This window comes from Kitasatospora sp. NPDC053308 (genome assembly GCF_055585785.1).
The window spans coordinates 28,326-41,750 of the sequence record NZ_JBVJJY010000005.1 but is presented as its reverse complement, the minus strand read 5'-3'; the positions used below and the strand labels follow the sequence as shown (position 1 = coordinate 41,750).

Below are 13,425 nucleotides of genomic sequence, written 5' to 3'. Positions count from 1 at the left end.
GGGGTGGAGTCACGCGGATCGGTCGGTCAGGGAAGCGGCCAGGTCGGCGAGCGGCTGCCGCACGCGGGCCGGCAGGTGCGCCAGGGCCTGGGCGGCGTGCCGGGCGCGCGTGTGGGCCATCGCTTCGACCTCGGCGCGGGCACCGGTTGCTTCCAGAACCTCCCGCACGCGCTCGGCGCCCTGCTCGTCCAGGCGCGGGTTGCCCACGTGCTGCTGGAGGGTGCGGGCCTGCGCGGCGTCGGCACGCTGGAAGCCGAGGGCGAGCAGGGCGGTGGGTTTGCCTTCGCGCAGGTCGTCCAGGCGGGATTTGCCGGTGGCGTGCGGGTCGCCGAAGACGCCGAGCAGGTCGTCGCGCAGCTGGAACGACTCTCCCAGGGGCAGGGCGTAGGCGCTCAGGGCGGCGGTGAGACCGGGTGGGCCTTCGGCCAGGGCGGCGCCCAGGTGCAGGGGGCGTTCGACGGTGTACTTGGCGGTTTTGTAGCGGATGGTCGCAAGGGCGCGGTTGACATCGGTCATGGGGACGCCGGTGGCGGTGATGTCCAGGTACTGGCCGTACATGACCTCGGTGCGCATGGCGCTGACGATGGGCAGCACCCGTGCGAGCTGGCGTGGGGTGAGGTGGGCGGTGTGGAGTAGTTCGTCGGCCCAGCACAGGGCGAGGTCGCCGATGAGGACGGCGGCGGCCTGTCCGGTCCGTTCGGCGAGGCCGTGTGAGCGGCCAGGGGCGTAGGCGGTGGCGAGTGCGCGGTGGACGGTGGGCTGTCCGCGGCGGGTGTCGGAGCCGTCCATCAGGTCGTCGTGGATGAGGCAGAAGGCGTGGAACAGTTCGATGGAGGCCCCGACCTGCGCCACGGACTGGGGCAGTTCGTCGCCGCCGCCGGCCTGCCAGCCCAGGACACACAGGAGGGGGCGGAGTCTCTTGCCCCCGGCGGCCAGGAACGTGGCCATTATCAGGGCGGCCTCGTCGGGAAGGTCCTGCGCGCGCGCCTGGTCGGCCTTCGCGTGTAGGAACTCGGTCAGCGCGTTCTCGGTACGCCCAAGGGCCTGGGCGAGGTCGTGGGGCGGTGAGGCGGCGGCGGAAGCAATGGTCATGATTGTCTGCTCGAAGCTCTCCGGTCGGTGTAGCTGTCGTGGAACCTCACGGCCTTGCCTGGGCTCGGCCACACGGTGGCGTCGGCAGGGTCGACGTGCAGCGGGTGGTGGCTCAGGGCCTTGTGGGCGCGGGTACGGGGACGGTCGGGTGGGCGGCCGGCTGTGGCTGCGGGCGCGCCGGGCCTGTCCGGAAGGGGTTTCGGCGGGGCGTTGTCCGAGAGGGTGGGCCGCCTGCGGATGGGAACGGTGTGCGCGCGTGGGTCAGCTGTCGCCGATGGCGATGGTGGTGGCGAGGGCGGTGAGGGCTTGGCGGGTGGCGGCGTCGCGGACCAGGTGTTCCAGGGGTTCGAGGGCATCGGCGAGGCGGAGCTGGATTTCCTCACGGGTGTGCTCTCGGCCTCCGCACTGTTCGATGAGGTCGGCTGCCTGTCGGGCCTGCTGTTCGGTGAGGGGGCCGGGGGTGGTGTCCCGGTAGAGCTCGGCGAGGCGTTCGCGCTCCTCGCCCCTGGCGGCCAGCACCGCCAGGGCGGGGTAGGTCCTCTTGCGGCGCGCCAGATCCTCGTGGGCCTGGCCGCCCGTCGGGCCGGGCTCGCCCCAGATGCCGAGGTAGTCCTGGCGCAGCTGCCAGATGATGCCCAGGCGACTACCGAAGGCGGCCAGGCCGTCGGCGGTGTCCGCGTCGGCGCCTGCGAGGAGGGCTCCGAGCGCGCATCCGCACTCGGCGAGGGAGCTGGCCTTGGCGCCCGCCATGGCCAGGTATTCGGGCACGGTGAGGTCGGTGCGCGCCTGGAGTTGGAGCTCAAGGAACTGGCCGGCGTTGAGGTTGGCGACGGTGCGGGCCAGTCGGCTCGTGGTCGTGCTGGCCAGCTCGGGCCGGGCGGTGGCCAGGGACTGGAAGGCGAGTGCGGTCAGTGTGGTGGCGGCTTGGACCGCGGCCGTCTGCCCGAACAGGGACCAGACGCTCGGCCTGCCGCCGCGGGTGGGGTCACGGTCGAGGACGTCGTCGTGGATGAGCGCCGAACTGAAGGCCAGCTCGCAGGCCAGCGCGGCGGGCAGGCCCCGACGCCAGTCACCTCCGTTGACGGTGGAGGCCAGCAGCGCCAGGGTGCCGAGCTGACGGCGCCCGCCCGCCGCGTCGTGGCCAGGCTCCTCCGGCCAGCCGAAACCGTGGGCCACCGTCTGGAAGGTCGCCAGGTCCAAGCCTGCGACGGCGTCCCGCAGCCCCGCTTCGACGCTGCTGTGGGCATCGCGCAGCCAGTCCGGTCCGCCTGGCACCCCGTGGGGGCTTGAAGGGTGAAACACGCCCTGCTCCTGTCGATGCGCGGCGAGCGGCATCGTCCTCCCGGCCTGGCGAACGCGACAGGAAAGAGAACATGCTCACCGGAGGGTGCCGAACTCGGAGAATGTGCCGGCGTAGCGGTGCGACGCAGCCGCGGAGATCGGCGGTGAACATCAGGAACTTCCGGTCAATGCGCGGAGAATTCGATTCATCGGGGCAGACCGGGCCCCGAAATTGTCTCTGCGGACTGAGGGAATTGTCAAAGGCGCTCGGCGCACGCGCGGGTGGGCGGCGTACGCCCGGCGCACAGCCCCTCGCGAACGCACGTAGGGGTGAACCGATGGTCGACCTGCGTGGTCACGCAGGCAACAGGGTCAAAGACAGTCAGCCAAATCACTTCAGTCACATGAACGCATCGCGACCTCGACCGCCACACCCGGGAGCCCGACAGTTGGATCGTAGAATCATTCTTTTATTCACTCGAATGGGCAATGCCACGAAATCCCGTCATTTCCTGACGTTAATGTGAGTTCGGCAATGCCGCAGGTGGCGTGTGCCCGATCGTGCGGGAGGACCGGTATGACGTCGGCACCAGAAGATGCCGGGCTGGAACGGCGGGCGCTGCTGCTCGCCGTCGGTCTGGCGGACCTGGCGGTGAGCACCGCCGGATCGGCTCTGGGGGGAGTGCGCAAGCTGCTGCGGCGGTCGGACGGTCCCGAACTCGTCCGGGACGCGCAGCACGACCTGATGGCCCGTGGCCGCGTGGCTCTGGGGCGCGTCACACCGACTGCCCCTGCCCACCTGGAGATCCTCGCCCGGCGCGTCGTGGCCCGGCAGGCCGCCTCCTGCGGCGATGCCTGAGTCCTGGGATGCGGCCGGCTTCAAGGACCGCGTCGACACGGCCCTGGACGGCTTTCTGGCGGGCGAGGCCGAACGGCTTCTCATGATCGACGAGGCGCTGCGGCCGGTCGCCGGGCAGCTGCGGGCGGCGGCACGGCACGGTAAGCGCATGCGAGCCGCCTTCTGCTACTGGGGGTGGCGGGCGGGCGGCCAGCCCGAGAGTGACGATCTGCTGCGTGCGGCCGCCTCCATGGAGCTGGTCCACGCCGCGGCGACCGTCCACGACGACATCATCGACGACAGCCCCCTGCGCCACGGTCTGCCCACCGCCCACGTCGCCCTGCGGGCCGCGCTCGCCGGACGGCCGCAGGCCCACGGCGCCGCTCGCTCGCTCGCCATGATGGTCGGTGACCACCTCATGGCGCTGGCCGGCCAGCTCTTCACCGGCTGCGGGCTGCCCGCCGCCTACCTGGCCCGGGCCCGCCCGCTGTGGGCGGATCTGGCGCGCGAGCTGATCGCGGGTGAGTGCCTGGAGATCCTTGCCACGGGCGCCGACCCGGACCCCGAAGTATCCCTCAAGGTCGTCCGGTACAAGACGGCCAAGTACACCGTCGAGCAGCCCCTGCTCATCGGTGCCCTTCTCGCCGGCGCCTCGCCGCAGCTGCGACAGGCCCTGTCCGGGTACGGGCTCGCACTGGGTGAGGCATTCCAGCTGCGTGACGACCTGCTGGGTCTGTTCGGAGAGCCGGAGCGCACGGGCAAGGCGAACCTGGACGACCTGCGCGGCCGGCGCCCGACCGCGCTACTGGCCCTGACCTGGCAGGCCGCGCCGCCCGACCGGCGTGAGTACCTGACCGCCGTCCTGGGCCGCCGCGACCTGGACGAGAGCCACCTGCGCCAGGTCCGCGAACTGATGACGGAGTTGAAAGCCCCCCAGCGCATCGAGGACCTGATCGCGGCACGGACACGGGAGGCGGTACGCCACCTGGGCGGGGCCTGTGTCCCCGCGCAGGCGCGCCGGGTGCTGACCGACCTCGCCCAACGCGCCGCCGACCGCCGCACATGATCAGCCCCACGCCACGCCCGCGAAGCCTTCGGAGAAGGAACGACATGCCCTATACCGAAACCTCGATGAACTCCCTGCGCGAAGCGGGGGACGAGATCGCCGACGCGGTGGTGGCGACCCTGTTCGAGCGGGGGGAGGTCGGCGCGTTCAACACCCTGATGCGCCACGTCTCCACCGCCGGCTCTCCACTGCCCGACGGACTGCCCGACGTCGCCCGCGAATACCTTCACACCACCAGCGCGCCCCCGGCCTGGATCGACTGGAACGAGATGGAGAAGGCGCGGCTGTTCTTCATCGACAACAACGTCCACATCAACACCGCACTGTCCTTCGCCTCCATGCCCGCCTGCTACCTGGTCCCGCACGTGGCCCGGCTGCTGTCCGCCACCCACGGGCTGAACTACCCCTCCAAGCGGATGGCGGAGACCGGCCAGTTCACCACCTACCTGATGCAGCCCGACGCCTTCGAGGCCGGCAGCCGCTTCATCCCCGCAGCCCAGAAGGTCCGCCTCCTGCACGCCTCCATCCGCCACCACCTCACGCGCGAGGACCGCTGGGACAGCCGGGCTCTGGGCACGCCGATCTGCCAGGAGGACATGATCGGCGGGCAGATGTTCTTCTCCCTGCTCGTCCTGGACAGCCTCCACCGGCTCGGCATCCACATGTCCACCGAAGGCGCGGAGTCCTACTACTACGCCTGGCGTGTGGTGGGCGCCATGCTCGGCGTCGACCAAGCCGCCGTGCCGACCACTCTCGATGAGGCCCGGCAGTTCCTCGACCTGTACATGCTGCGCCACATGGGACCCTCCGACGAGGGCACCCACCTGACCCGCCAGCTGATCGACCTCTACGAAGAAGTCGTCCCCGGCACCTTCTTCGACCCCATCGTCTCCGCCCTCATCCGCTACCTCGTCGGCGACACCTGCGCCGACTGGCTGCGCGTGCCCCGCACCACCTGGGACACCCTCGTCAAAGCCGTTCCCAGTCTTCTGGGGGTCCTGGAGACCATCGAGGACCACTCACCGCTCGGCGCCTGGGCCCTGGACCACCTCGGCCACCTCACCACCATCTTCGAGCTCTCCTCCCTCACCCGCGGCCGCGTCATGCACTACGCCATCCCCGAACACCTCAAGAAGGACTACGGACTCGGCAACACCGTGCCGCCCACCAGCCGCTGGACCCCGCCCGCACCTACCGTCGCGCGATGACCGCGCCTCCCCCGCCTTCCGGCGACACCGCAAAAGCAGACCCCGCAGCTCCACCCCCACTGAACCCTGCCCCCGGGCCCCGAGGACTGCCGGGCCTGGGAAATCTGGTGGCGTTCGGAAAGGACCCGCTCCGCTTTCTGACCCGGTTGCGCGAGGACTACGGGGACTCCGTCACCTGGACGCTCGGCCCCGTCCGCAACCTCTTCCTCTCCCACCCCGAACACATCGCCGAACTCTTCGCGAAGCGCACCACCACCTTCGACCTCGCCGACCTCGGCTGGGCGTTCCGCCAGATCACCGGCCAGAGCCTGGTCCGCAGCACCGGCGCCCAGTGGCGGCGCAAGCGCGCCCTCCTGCAACCCGCCGTCCGCCCCCGGCAGGTACGCGCACAGGCGGAGACCATGGTGGACTGCGCCCGCTCGGCGGCCGACAGCTGGCACGACGGACAGCACCTCGACCTGGCCGCCGAAATGGCCGGCATCACCCAGCGCATCGTCGTACGCACCCTCTTCGGCAACGACGTCGGCGACCAGGCCCACGCCCTCGCCGACGCGGTAGACACAGCCGTGACCACCGTCGGACATGAGCTGCGCAGCACCAGCCTCTTCCTGCCCGGCTGGGTGCACACACCCCGCCGTAGACGCCTGCTCGCCGCCGTGAAGACCGTCGACACCGAGATGAACCGGCTGATCCGAGAACGCCGACAGGACCCAGACGCCCAGACCCGCGACGACCTCCTCGGACGGCTGCTGGCGGCCCGCGACGAACACGGCCACCCCCTGCCCGCAAACGAGATCCGCGACGAGGCGGTGGGCCTGTGGGCCGCCGGCCACGAAACCACCTCCACCGCCCTCACCTGGACCTTCCACCTCCTGACCCACGCACCCGCGGCCCGCGCCCGCCTGGAAGCCGAACTCGACCACGTCCTGAACGGCCGCCCACCCGCCATCGAGGACTACGACCGGCTCGTCTGGACCCGCCAGATCGTCAAAGAGGCCCTACGCCTGTACCCGCCGGTGTGGCTCAGCGCCGCCGCCGCTCAGGAAGGGGCAATGCTCGCCGGCAGCCCCGTCGCGGCTGGGACCGTCGTGTGGTGCAGCCAGTGGGTCACCCACCGCGACCCGCGCTGGTTCCCCGACCCCGGCGCCTTCCGCCCCCAACGCTGGGACGCCGACACCCCGCACCCCGTTCCCGCCCGCGCCTGGTTCCCCTTCGGCAGCGGCCCCCGCGGCTGCCTGGGATTCCACTTCGCCCAGGTCGAAGCCACCCTGATCCTCGCCACCCTCGTCCAGCACTACCGGCTGGAAACGACCCCTACCGAAGTGGCCCCGCACGCAGCCCTCTTCCTACGCCCCGCACAGCCGATCCAAGCAGCCGCATACAGGCGGAACAGATTAGCCAGATAGTTCGCACGTGATCATTTCAAGGGATCTGAGGGGCGCTGCACCGAGCTGGCCAACCAAAGCACGAAGGAGCCCGACGGTCCCCACGTGCGACCGTCACCCGCGTTCCGGGCCGCCGCTTACGCAGGCGCAGAATTTCAGGGAAGTAACTTCTAGCTTCCTCGACGCGGGCATCTAGCACCAGTGGCACGCCGCGTAGCCCACGCTCAGCAGCACCGGCACCCCGCGCCGCCGGGCCTCATCGAACGCCTCGGGGGACCACTCCCACCAGTCGACTGGATTGTCAGCGTGCTGCAGCAGATAGGGCGAGGTCACACCAGCCAACCGGTTCATGACGGCATCGTCGCACGATCCGCGGGCCGGGGGCGGGAACGCCGGAACCCCCGCCGTGGGCGGGGGGCCTGCGGCGGGGGTTCGTCGGTGGGGGTCCGTCCGGCGGGGCCGGGGTCAGGCCGGGAGCGGGGCGGGTTCCTCGGACTCCTCGAGCGCCGCCCACTGCTGGCTCTCCACCAGGTCCCGGTAGTGGTCGTCGGTCCTGATGAGGTCGGCGTGCGTGCCGGTCGCGGCCACGGTGCCCTCCTTCAGGACCACCACGTGGTCGGCGTGCATCACCGTCGACATCCGGTGCGCCACCACCAGGACCGCCCGGTCGCGGGCGAGGGTGTCGATGACGTCCCGCAGCCGCAGTTCGTTCAGGGCGTCCAGCTGGGAGGTCGGCTCGTCCAGCAGGATGATGTCGGCCGGGCTGAGCAGTGCCCGGGCGAGGGCGATGCGCTGGCGCTGGCCGCCGGACAGGTCGGTGTCGCGGCCGAGGACGGTGTCCAGGCCGTCGGGCAGGGCGCGCACGGTCTCGGCGAGGCCCACCGACTCGAGGGCGTCCATCAGCCACTTGTCGTTGCCGACGGTGCTCTGGTCGTCGTCGATCTCGATACCCAGCAGGAGGTTCTCCCGGATCGTCCCCTCCAGCAGGGTGAACGCCTGGTCGACGTAACCGAGGCGGTCGCGCAGCAGCGGAAGGGGCCACTGGGAGATGTCCCGGCCCAGCACGCTCAGCGTGCCGCCGGTGCTCCCCATGAAGCCCTCGATGAGCCCCAGCACCGTGGACTTGCCGGCCCCGGAGTGGCCCACGATGGCGGTCAGACCGTGCCGGGGGGCGCGGAAGCTCACGTCCTTCAGGACCGGCACGCCGTCGTAGGCGAAGGAGACCCGGTCGAACCGGACGGCGTCCTGCGACTCGGTGACGGCGGGATAGGCGGTGACGGCGGTCCCGGCGGCGGCCGGGTCGTGGCCGGGCGCCCCGGTCGGCTCGACGGGGACGGCCAGCAGCTCCTCGAAGCGGCCCTTGGCGGCCAGCCCGGTCTGGAGCTTGCCGAAGCCCATCACCATCACGGTCAGCGGGCTGACCAGCTGGAGCAGGTAGAGCAGGAAGGCGACGAAGTCCGGCAGGGCGATGGCGCCGTCGGCGATCCGGGCGCTGCCCACGATCACGATGCTGGCCAGCGCGACCTCCTGACCCAGCGACATGATGGGGAGGACCACCGACTGCAGCCGGGAGGCGTGCAGCATCGTCTTGGTGATCTCGGACGCGTCCGCCGTCAGCGACTCCGCGGTGCGCCGCTCGGCCCGGTACGCCTTGACCGTCAGCAGCGAGGTGAGCGCGGTGGTGAACCGCTGGGCGAGACCGCCGGTGGCGACCTGGATGGCCTCGTACCCCTTGCGCACCCGGCGCAGGACGTACCAGATGGCACAGCCCGCCAGCGCGAAGGCGGTGAAGGTGATCAGGACGAGCATCCAGTCGATGACGGCCATCAGCACGATGGTCGCGAGCCCGGTGAGGACGGCCACCGGGATCTGCACGGCGCCCGCGTCCACGACGGATCGCAGCAGCATCGCGTCGGAGGTGATGCGGGCGACGAGGTTGCCCGCGCCGGCCGCGCGGACCACCTGGAGGGGCATCCGGAGGGTGTGCTCCATCACCCGGGCCCGCAGCTGGAGGATGAACTGCTCACCGGCGCGCGCCAGCAGGTAACCGGAGAGGGCAGAGGCCAGCGCACCGCTGAGTGCCAGCGGCACCATCCACAGCAGGATGTCCCACATGCTCCCGTGCGTCGACAGGGCCTCGATCAGGTCGCGGACCAGCAGCGGGATCGCCAGGGTGGACGCCGCCGCGGCCAGGCTCAGCAGGAGGGCGAAGAGGATCGGGGCGAGCTTGTCCCGCAGCAGGGCGCCGAGGATGTTCGGACGCTGCGGACCGCTCGCGGAGGTGGGGCTGATCCGCATGGCATATCCCTTCCAAGGAGTCCGAGAGGGGGTCGAGCCCCGGCCGGGCCCTGGCGCTGACGCTCAGGGCCGCGGCCGGGAGGGGATCAGCAGCCGCTGGAGATGGTGAAGCCGGCGCTGAAGCTGGCCCCGGCACCGATGGAGAAGACGGCGCTCTCGACCGAGACGATGGTGATCGTGGTGGTCGGAGTGATCGCGGGAGCCTCGGCGGAGGCGTCGGCGGCGATCTCGGCCGAGTCGGTGTAGGCGGTGTAGCCGGCGATGAGCTGGTCGGTGGTGTTCATGATTCCTCCGTGATGGAAAGCCAAAATCGGCTGAGGAATTTCTCTCACGCCGCACCGCCGAAGGACCACCCCGTTTGTTGGCGGGAGCCGCGGCCCCAACTGGAGCGACACGGGGGGAATATTCTTTACTGGCTCACCCTGGCGCCGCCGATGCTTGGGAGCCGCACTCCCGGAGGACGTCCGACAATGGGCGCGGGGGAACACGGAAAAACCGATGATGCCACCCGGGAAAAGTGGCGTCATCGGTTTTCGCGGATCGGCGGACCGACCGGCGGACGGCATTTTGCCGCAGGACGGCCCCTAGGGCCCCGCCGGACGGGCCCCCGCGCCCGGTGCGGTCAGGACGACCCCGGAGAACGCGTCGACGGCGTAGTGGCGCTCGACGGTGTCACGCACCTGAGCTGGGGTCACTTCGCCGAGCCGTTCCGGGAATTCACGCAGCCAGTCCGGTTCCAGCCCGCTGGCGAGCACCCCGGCCAGGGTGGACGCGAGGCCCGCTTGCGAGGTCTGGCCGATGTAGGTGACCCCGGTCATGTAGTCGCGGGCCGCCGCGACCTCCTGCCCGGTCGGCGGTTTCCGGTGGAGTTCCCCGATTTGGTCGCGCAGCTCGGCGAGGGTCTTCTCGGCATTCTCCGGAGCCGTCGCGCAGGTGATCAGGACGGCCGGGTTCGACAAAATTTCGTCGATGGTTGACTCCACCTGGTAGACGAGTCCGGCCTCCTCGCGCAATCGCCGCATCAGACGCGCGGAGAAGTATCCGCCGAAGAGGCAGTTCGTGATGCTCAGGGCGGCGAATCCGGGGTCCGTCCGGAGAAGCGCGGGAGCGGCCAGCGCGATTTGGGCCTGCACCGCGTCCGGCCGTGCGACGACCCGGACGCCCCGCCCCGACCAGACCGGGGGGCGCTGCTCCGGGGCCGGACCGCCGTCCCGCCAGCAGCCCAGGGCCGCGGCGCTCTCCGCGAGTGCCCGGGACGGCTCGACGGGCCCGACGACCACCAGGACGGAGCCGGACGGGCGGGCCGTGGCCGCGTGGAGCTCCGCGACCCGGTCCGCCGTGACGGCGGCCAGCTCCCCGGGAGAGGGCTGCGGGGCGTGCGGGGAGCCGGGGAAGCAGTGCGTGCGCAGCTCCGCGTCGACGGGCACGGCGCGCACCCGGCCCGCCCGTTCGGCCAGCCGGTGCGCGACGGCCGTACAGGCCTCGGCCGTGTGGTGCGGCTGCCCGAGGAACTCGGCGAGCAGGTCGAGCACCGCGCGCAGGCGGGCGGCCGGCAGGGAGGCGCTGACCAGGAGGTGGTTCCCCGCCCGGGCCGCGGCGAGGACGGAGCCGTCGTCGGCTAGCGCCTCCTCGATCTCGGTGGCCGACCGGACGGCGGTACGGACCGTGATCAGGGCCGCGAGCACGGCGGCCGTGGCCGCGTCGGTGCTGTGCGCGGGCAGTGGGAGCAGCAGCCGCACCTCCGCCAGGTGCGTCGTGGCGGAGTGCACGGCGACGACCCGCAGGCCGTTGGGCAGCCGGTCGTCCAGGTGCGGCGGGAGCGGGAACGGCGTCCGCGGCCCGAGCGGCGGGATCCCGTTCGCGAGCGCGGGGAGGGCCGCGGCGGCGGGGCCGTGAGCGGTGGCGGTGACGGGGTTCATACCAGGGCCTCCTGACGGGTGCGCAGCCGCAGGACCGCACGGGGGTGCGCGAGCAGGGCGGCCGCGGCCGCGGACACGGCTTCGGCGTCCACCCCCGCGATGACCGCGGGCAGGTCGTCGACCAGGCCCGCCCGGCCGTGGAGGAGCTCGAACGCGCCGACGTGCCGGGTCCGGGTCAGCAGGCTGTCGTAGCCTCGGGCCGTCGAGGCCTGCAGCCTGGCCAGCGAGCGGGCCGGCTCGGCCGGCCCGGCGCCCCGCTCGGCGATGTCGCGCAGCACCCCGTCGGTCTCCTGGAGCACGTCGTCGACGGCGGACTCCGGGAGGTGGGTGATCACGAACTGGAAGGTGTCCGGGTCGCGGGCCTGCAGCGGGCCGAAGAAGCCGCAGCCGGAGCGCACGGCGGTGGCGAGCCGGGTCTGCTGCACGAGCCGTCGGGACAGCGGGGAGCGGTCGGTGCCCGTCAGGAGCGTCGAGAGGACCATGTGCGCGACGTACGAGGGCAGTTCGGTGACCGGGTCGGGCATGCGGTGGCCGAGCGCGAGCGCGGGGAGCGGCGCGGTGGCGTCCTCGCACGTCCCGCGGAGCACGGCCTGCGGCAGCGGTTCGGCGAGGTCGGCGACGGGTGCCGCGGCGCGGGCCGGGATCCCTCCGAAGTACCGCTCGACGAGGCCCTCCGCCAGCGTGTCGTCGAAGCCGCCGGAGACGGTCAGCACGGCGTTGCCCGGCGCGTAGTGGTCCCGGTGGAAGGCGGCGCAGTCCTGGAGCGTCGCCCGCTCGAGGTCGTGCGAGTCGCCGTAGCCGTTGTGGCCGTTGGCGTAGGAGGAGTAGAGCACTCCGGGGAGGAGGGTCCAGGGGAACCCGCCGTAGGGGCGGTGGGAGACGTTCGCGAGGATCTCCTCGGCGACCACCCGGCGCTGGGTGTCCAGGGCGTGCTGGGTCAGGCGCAGCCCGGCCATCCGGTCCGCCTCGAGGTACAGCAGCCGTTCGAGGGCCGCGGCCGGGGCGATCTCGTAGAAGTCGGTGTAGTCCTGGTGCGTCGACCCGCCGGCCGCCCCGCCGGACCCCTGGACGTGCGAGAAGTGCTCGCCCGCCGCGACATGGGCACTGCCCTGGAACATCAGGTGCTCGAAGAGGTGGGCGAATCCGCTGCGCCCGACCGCCTCGCTGCGGAATCCGACCCCGTAATGCACGGCGACACCGACGACGGGGGCGGTGGCCCGGGCGTCGAGCACCACCCGCAGGCCGTTGTCCAGCGTGATCCGCCGCATGGTCGGGTTCTCTCCTCGGTGTTCTCCGTGCTCCGGGGGGGGAGGCGTCGGGTCGTCCCGCCGGCTCGGCGCCCTGTGGTCCAGGGTGCCGAGCCGGCGGGACGGAGCGTGCGCGACGGAAAGGGTCAGCAGCCCTTGCCGACGGTCCAGCCGACGCTCAGGCTGATGCCGGCGCCGCACGCGTAGGAGGACTCGGTGATCGAGACGGCGATCGAGAGGCTGATCGGGCTGATCTCCGGGGCGCCTGCGCCGAGGGTCGAGGCGATCTCGTCGGCGGAGGTGTAGGTCGCGTAGCCGGCCATCAGGTTGTCGGACGTGTTCACGGTGGCTCCTGTTCACGATCGATTCCGGCGGCAATTCCCGCCTTCGAGATATTTCTACACCCGAAGTCCGGGAGGAATCCAGGAAAAAAATAACGCGGCCCAGGTCCCGGCTCGGGAAACTTTGCCCGGCGCATTTCCGGTGGCCCTGCCACCGCTCTTCCCGATTCGGGGCCGCCGGCGGCCGGGGGAATTACTTGGGAACATTGGGCCGACCCGGGGGCCGTCGTCCGTCCACCCCACATACCGGAATACCCGATTCCGTTAAGGCCCGCACCAAAGACCCGCCCGGACACCGCCCGGAGGCACCCTCGCAGGCCCCCCGGAGGCACCCGCGCAGGCCGGCCCCACAACGGGGCGCGGCCGAACCGGTAACCGGTTCGGCCGCGCCGGGAGCGGGCGCGGACCGCACCCGGCCCGCACCCGCCCTCCGCAGAACCCCTCCGACTAGGCGGGGAGCTCCTCCACGTAGCGCTTCGCGAAAGCGAGCGACACGTAGGGGTAGTTCTGGCGCACCACCTTGATCGCGGCGATGTCGCCCTTCTCGTTGCGGACCTGCTGGACCTTCTCCTTGTCCACCTGGGCCCGGAACCCCTCGAAGGATCCGTAACGCTCCCGGAAGCCCTTCTTGCGCTTGCTCGAAGAGCGGTCGGCAGCGGCTCCCAGCGCCCCCGTGACGCCAAGAGCGATTACTCCTGCAATTCCCTCGATCATGACCCTCCCTCAGTCGGCCATCCTTATCGACCGGAC

General features: G+C 71.4%; 12 protein-coding genes and 1 pseudogene. 4 read left to right on the top strand and 9 right to left on the bottom strand.

Going from position 1 to position 13,425, the window contains the following annotated elements; genetic code table 11:
- Positions 1–9 precede the first annotated feature (9 nt).
- Together ACZ6Y7_RS13560 and ACZ6Y7_RS13555 are read right to left on the bottom strand one after the other, a co-directional pair.
- The gene (locus ACZ6Y7_RS13560; RefSeq protein ID WP_465758072.1) at positions 10–1,092 is read right to left on the bottom strand and encodes a polyprenyl synthetase family protein; all 1,083 of its coding nucleotides are present in this window, start codon (positions 1,090–1,092) and stop codon (positions 10–12) included.
- 261 nt (positions 1,093–1,353) lie between these two features.
- A complete protein-coding gene (locus tag ACZ6Y7_RS13555) occupies positions 1,354–2,367 on the bottom strand; it encodes a polyprenyl synthetase family protein (RefSeq protein ID WP_465758071.1) in 1,014 nt (337 codons plus the stop codon).
- Between the two features lie 583 nt (positions 2,368–2,950).
- Between ACZ6Y7_RS13555 and ACZ6Y7_RS13550 the strand changes: the two genes are divergently transcribed.
- The 4 genes from ACZ6Y7_RS13550 to ACZ6Y7_RS13535 are packed head-to-tail and all read left to right on the top strand — an operon-like array spanning position 2,951 to position 6,891.
- Positions 2,951–3,232 (top strand): polyprenyl synthetase, encoded by a 282-nt coding sequence (locus ACZ6Y7_RS13550; RefSeq protein ID WP_465758070.1) that lies wholly within the window; start codon positions 2,951–2,953, stop codon positions 3,230–3,232.
- Positions 3,225–4,277: a polyprenyl synthetase family protein gene (locus ACZ6Y7_RS13545; protein ID WP_465758069.1), complete on the top strand. Its 1,053-nt coding sequence runs from the start codon at positions 3,225–3,227 to the stop codon at positions 4,275–4,277. The genes ACZ6Y7_RS13550 and ACZ6Y7_RS13545 overlap by 8 nt, the downstream gene beginning before the upstream one ends.
- A gap of 44 nt (positions 4,278–4,321) precedes the next feature.
- Positions 4,322–5,485, top strand: a complete 1,164-nt coding sequence (locus tag ACZ6Y7_RS13540) for an oxygenase MpaB family protein (protein ID WP_465758068.1) — start codon at positions 4,322–4,324, stop codon at positions 5,483–5,485.
- On the top strand, positions 5,482–6,891 hold the full coding sequence (locus ACZ6Y7_RS13535; RefSeq protein WP_465758067.1) for a cytochrome P450: 1,410 nt from the start codon (positions 5,482–5,484) through the stop codon (positions 6,889–6,891). The genes ACZ6Y7_RS13540 and ACZ6Y7_RS13535 overlap by 4 nt, the downstream gene beginning before the upstream one ends.
- A 174-nt stretch (positions 6,892–7,065) precedes the next feature.
- Here the strand turns inward: ACZ6Y7_RS13535 and ACZ6Y7_RS13530 are convergent.
- The 7 genes and pseudogenes from ACZ6Y7_RS13530 to ACZ6Y7_RS13500 form a co-directional block, all read right to left on the bottom strand.
- Positions 7,066–7,221: pseudogene (locus ACZ6Y7_RS13530) on the bottom strand (DUF255 domain-containing protein); the annotation flags it as partial.
- A 114-nt stretch (positions 7,222–7,335) separates the two neighbouring features.
- Entirely contained in the window at positions 7,336–9,168 is a 1,833-nt protein-coding gene (locus ACZ6Y7_RS13525; protein ID WP_465758066.1) for an ABC transporter ATP-binding protein, read from the bottom strand.
- An 86-nt stretch (positions 9,169–9,254) separates the two neighbouring features.
- On the bottom strand, positions 9,255–9,452 hold the full coding sequence (locus ACZ6Y7_RS13520; protein ID WP_465758065.1) for an LxmA leader domain family RiPP: 198 nt from the start codon (positions 9,450–9,452) through the stop codon (positions 9,255–9,257).
- A 300-nt stretch (positions 9,453–9,752) separates the two neighbouring features.
- Entirely contained in the window at positions 9,753–11,087 is a 1,335-nt protein-coding gene (locus tag ACZ6Y7_RS13515; protein ID WP_465758064.1) for a M16 family metallopeptidase, read from the bottom strand.
- The gene (locus ACZ6Y7_RS13510; RefSeq protein WP_465758063.1) at positions 11,084–12,355 is read right to left on the bottom strand and encodes a M16 family metallopeptidase; all 1,272 of its coding nucleotides are present in this window, start codon (positions 12,353–12,355) and stop codon (positions 11,084–11,086) included. Before ACZ6Y7_RS13510 ends, ACZ6Y7_RS13515 begins: the two co-directional genes overlap by 4 nt.
- 125 nt (positions 12,356–12,480) lie before the next feature.
- Positions 12,481–12,678, bottom strand: coding sequence for an LxmA leader domain family RiPP (locus ACZ6Y7_RS13505; RefSeq protein WP_465758062.1), 198 nt, complete (start codon positions 12,676–12,678; stop codon positions 12,481–12,483).
- A 444-nt stretch (positions 12,679–13,122) separates the two neighbouring features.
- Positions 13,123–13,254, bottom strand: a complete 132-nt coding sequence (locus ACZ6Y7_RS13500) for a hypothetical protein (protein WP_465758061.1) — start codon at positions 13,252–13,254, stop codon at positions 13,123–13,125.
- Between the last annotated feature and the right edge of the window lie 171 nt (positions 13,255–13,425).

Excerpts from the sequence above, each read along its gene's own strand:
- ACZ6Y7_RS13560 (WP_465758072.1), bottom strand. The coding sequence starts at position 1,092 with ATGACCATTGCTTCCGCCGCCGCCTCACCGCCCCACGACCTCGCCCAG.
- ACZ6Y7_RS13550 (WP_465758070.1), top strand. The coding sequence starts at position 2,951 with ATGACGTCGGCACCAGAAGATGCCGGGCTGGAACGGCGGGCGCTGCTG.
- ACZ6Y7_RS13545 (WP_465758069.1), top strand. The coding sequence starts at position 3,225 with ATGCCTGAGTCCTGGGATGCGGCCGGCTTCAAGGACCGCGTCGACACG.
- ACZ6Y7_RS13540 (WP_465758068.1), top strand. The coding sequence starts at position 4,322 with ATGCCCTATACCGAAACCTCGATGAACTCCCTGCGCGAAGCGGGGGAC.
- ACZ6Y7_RS13535 (WP_465758067.1), top strand. The coding sequence starts at position 5,482 with ATGACCGCGCCTCCCCCGCCTTCCGGCGACACCGCAAAAGCAGACCCC.
- ACZ6Y7_RS13525 (WP_465758066.1), bottom strand. The coding sequence starts at position 9,168 with ATGCGGATCAGCCCCACCTCCGCGAGCGGTCCGCAGCGTCCGAACATC.
- ACZ6Y7_RS13520 (WP_465758065.1), bottom strand. The coding sequence starts at position 9,452 with ATGAACACCACCGACCAGCTCATCGCCGGCTACACCGCCTACACCGAC.
- ACZ6Y7_RS13515 (WP_465758064.1), bottom strand. The coding sequence starts at position 11,087 with ATGAACCCCGTCACCGCCACCGCTCACGGCCCCGCCGCCGCGGCCCTC.
- ACZ6Y7_RS13510 (WP_465758063.1), bottom strand. The coding sequence starts at position 12,355 with ATGCGGCGGATCACGCTGGACAACGGCCTGCGGGTGGTGCTCGACGCC.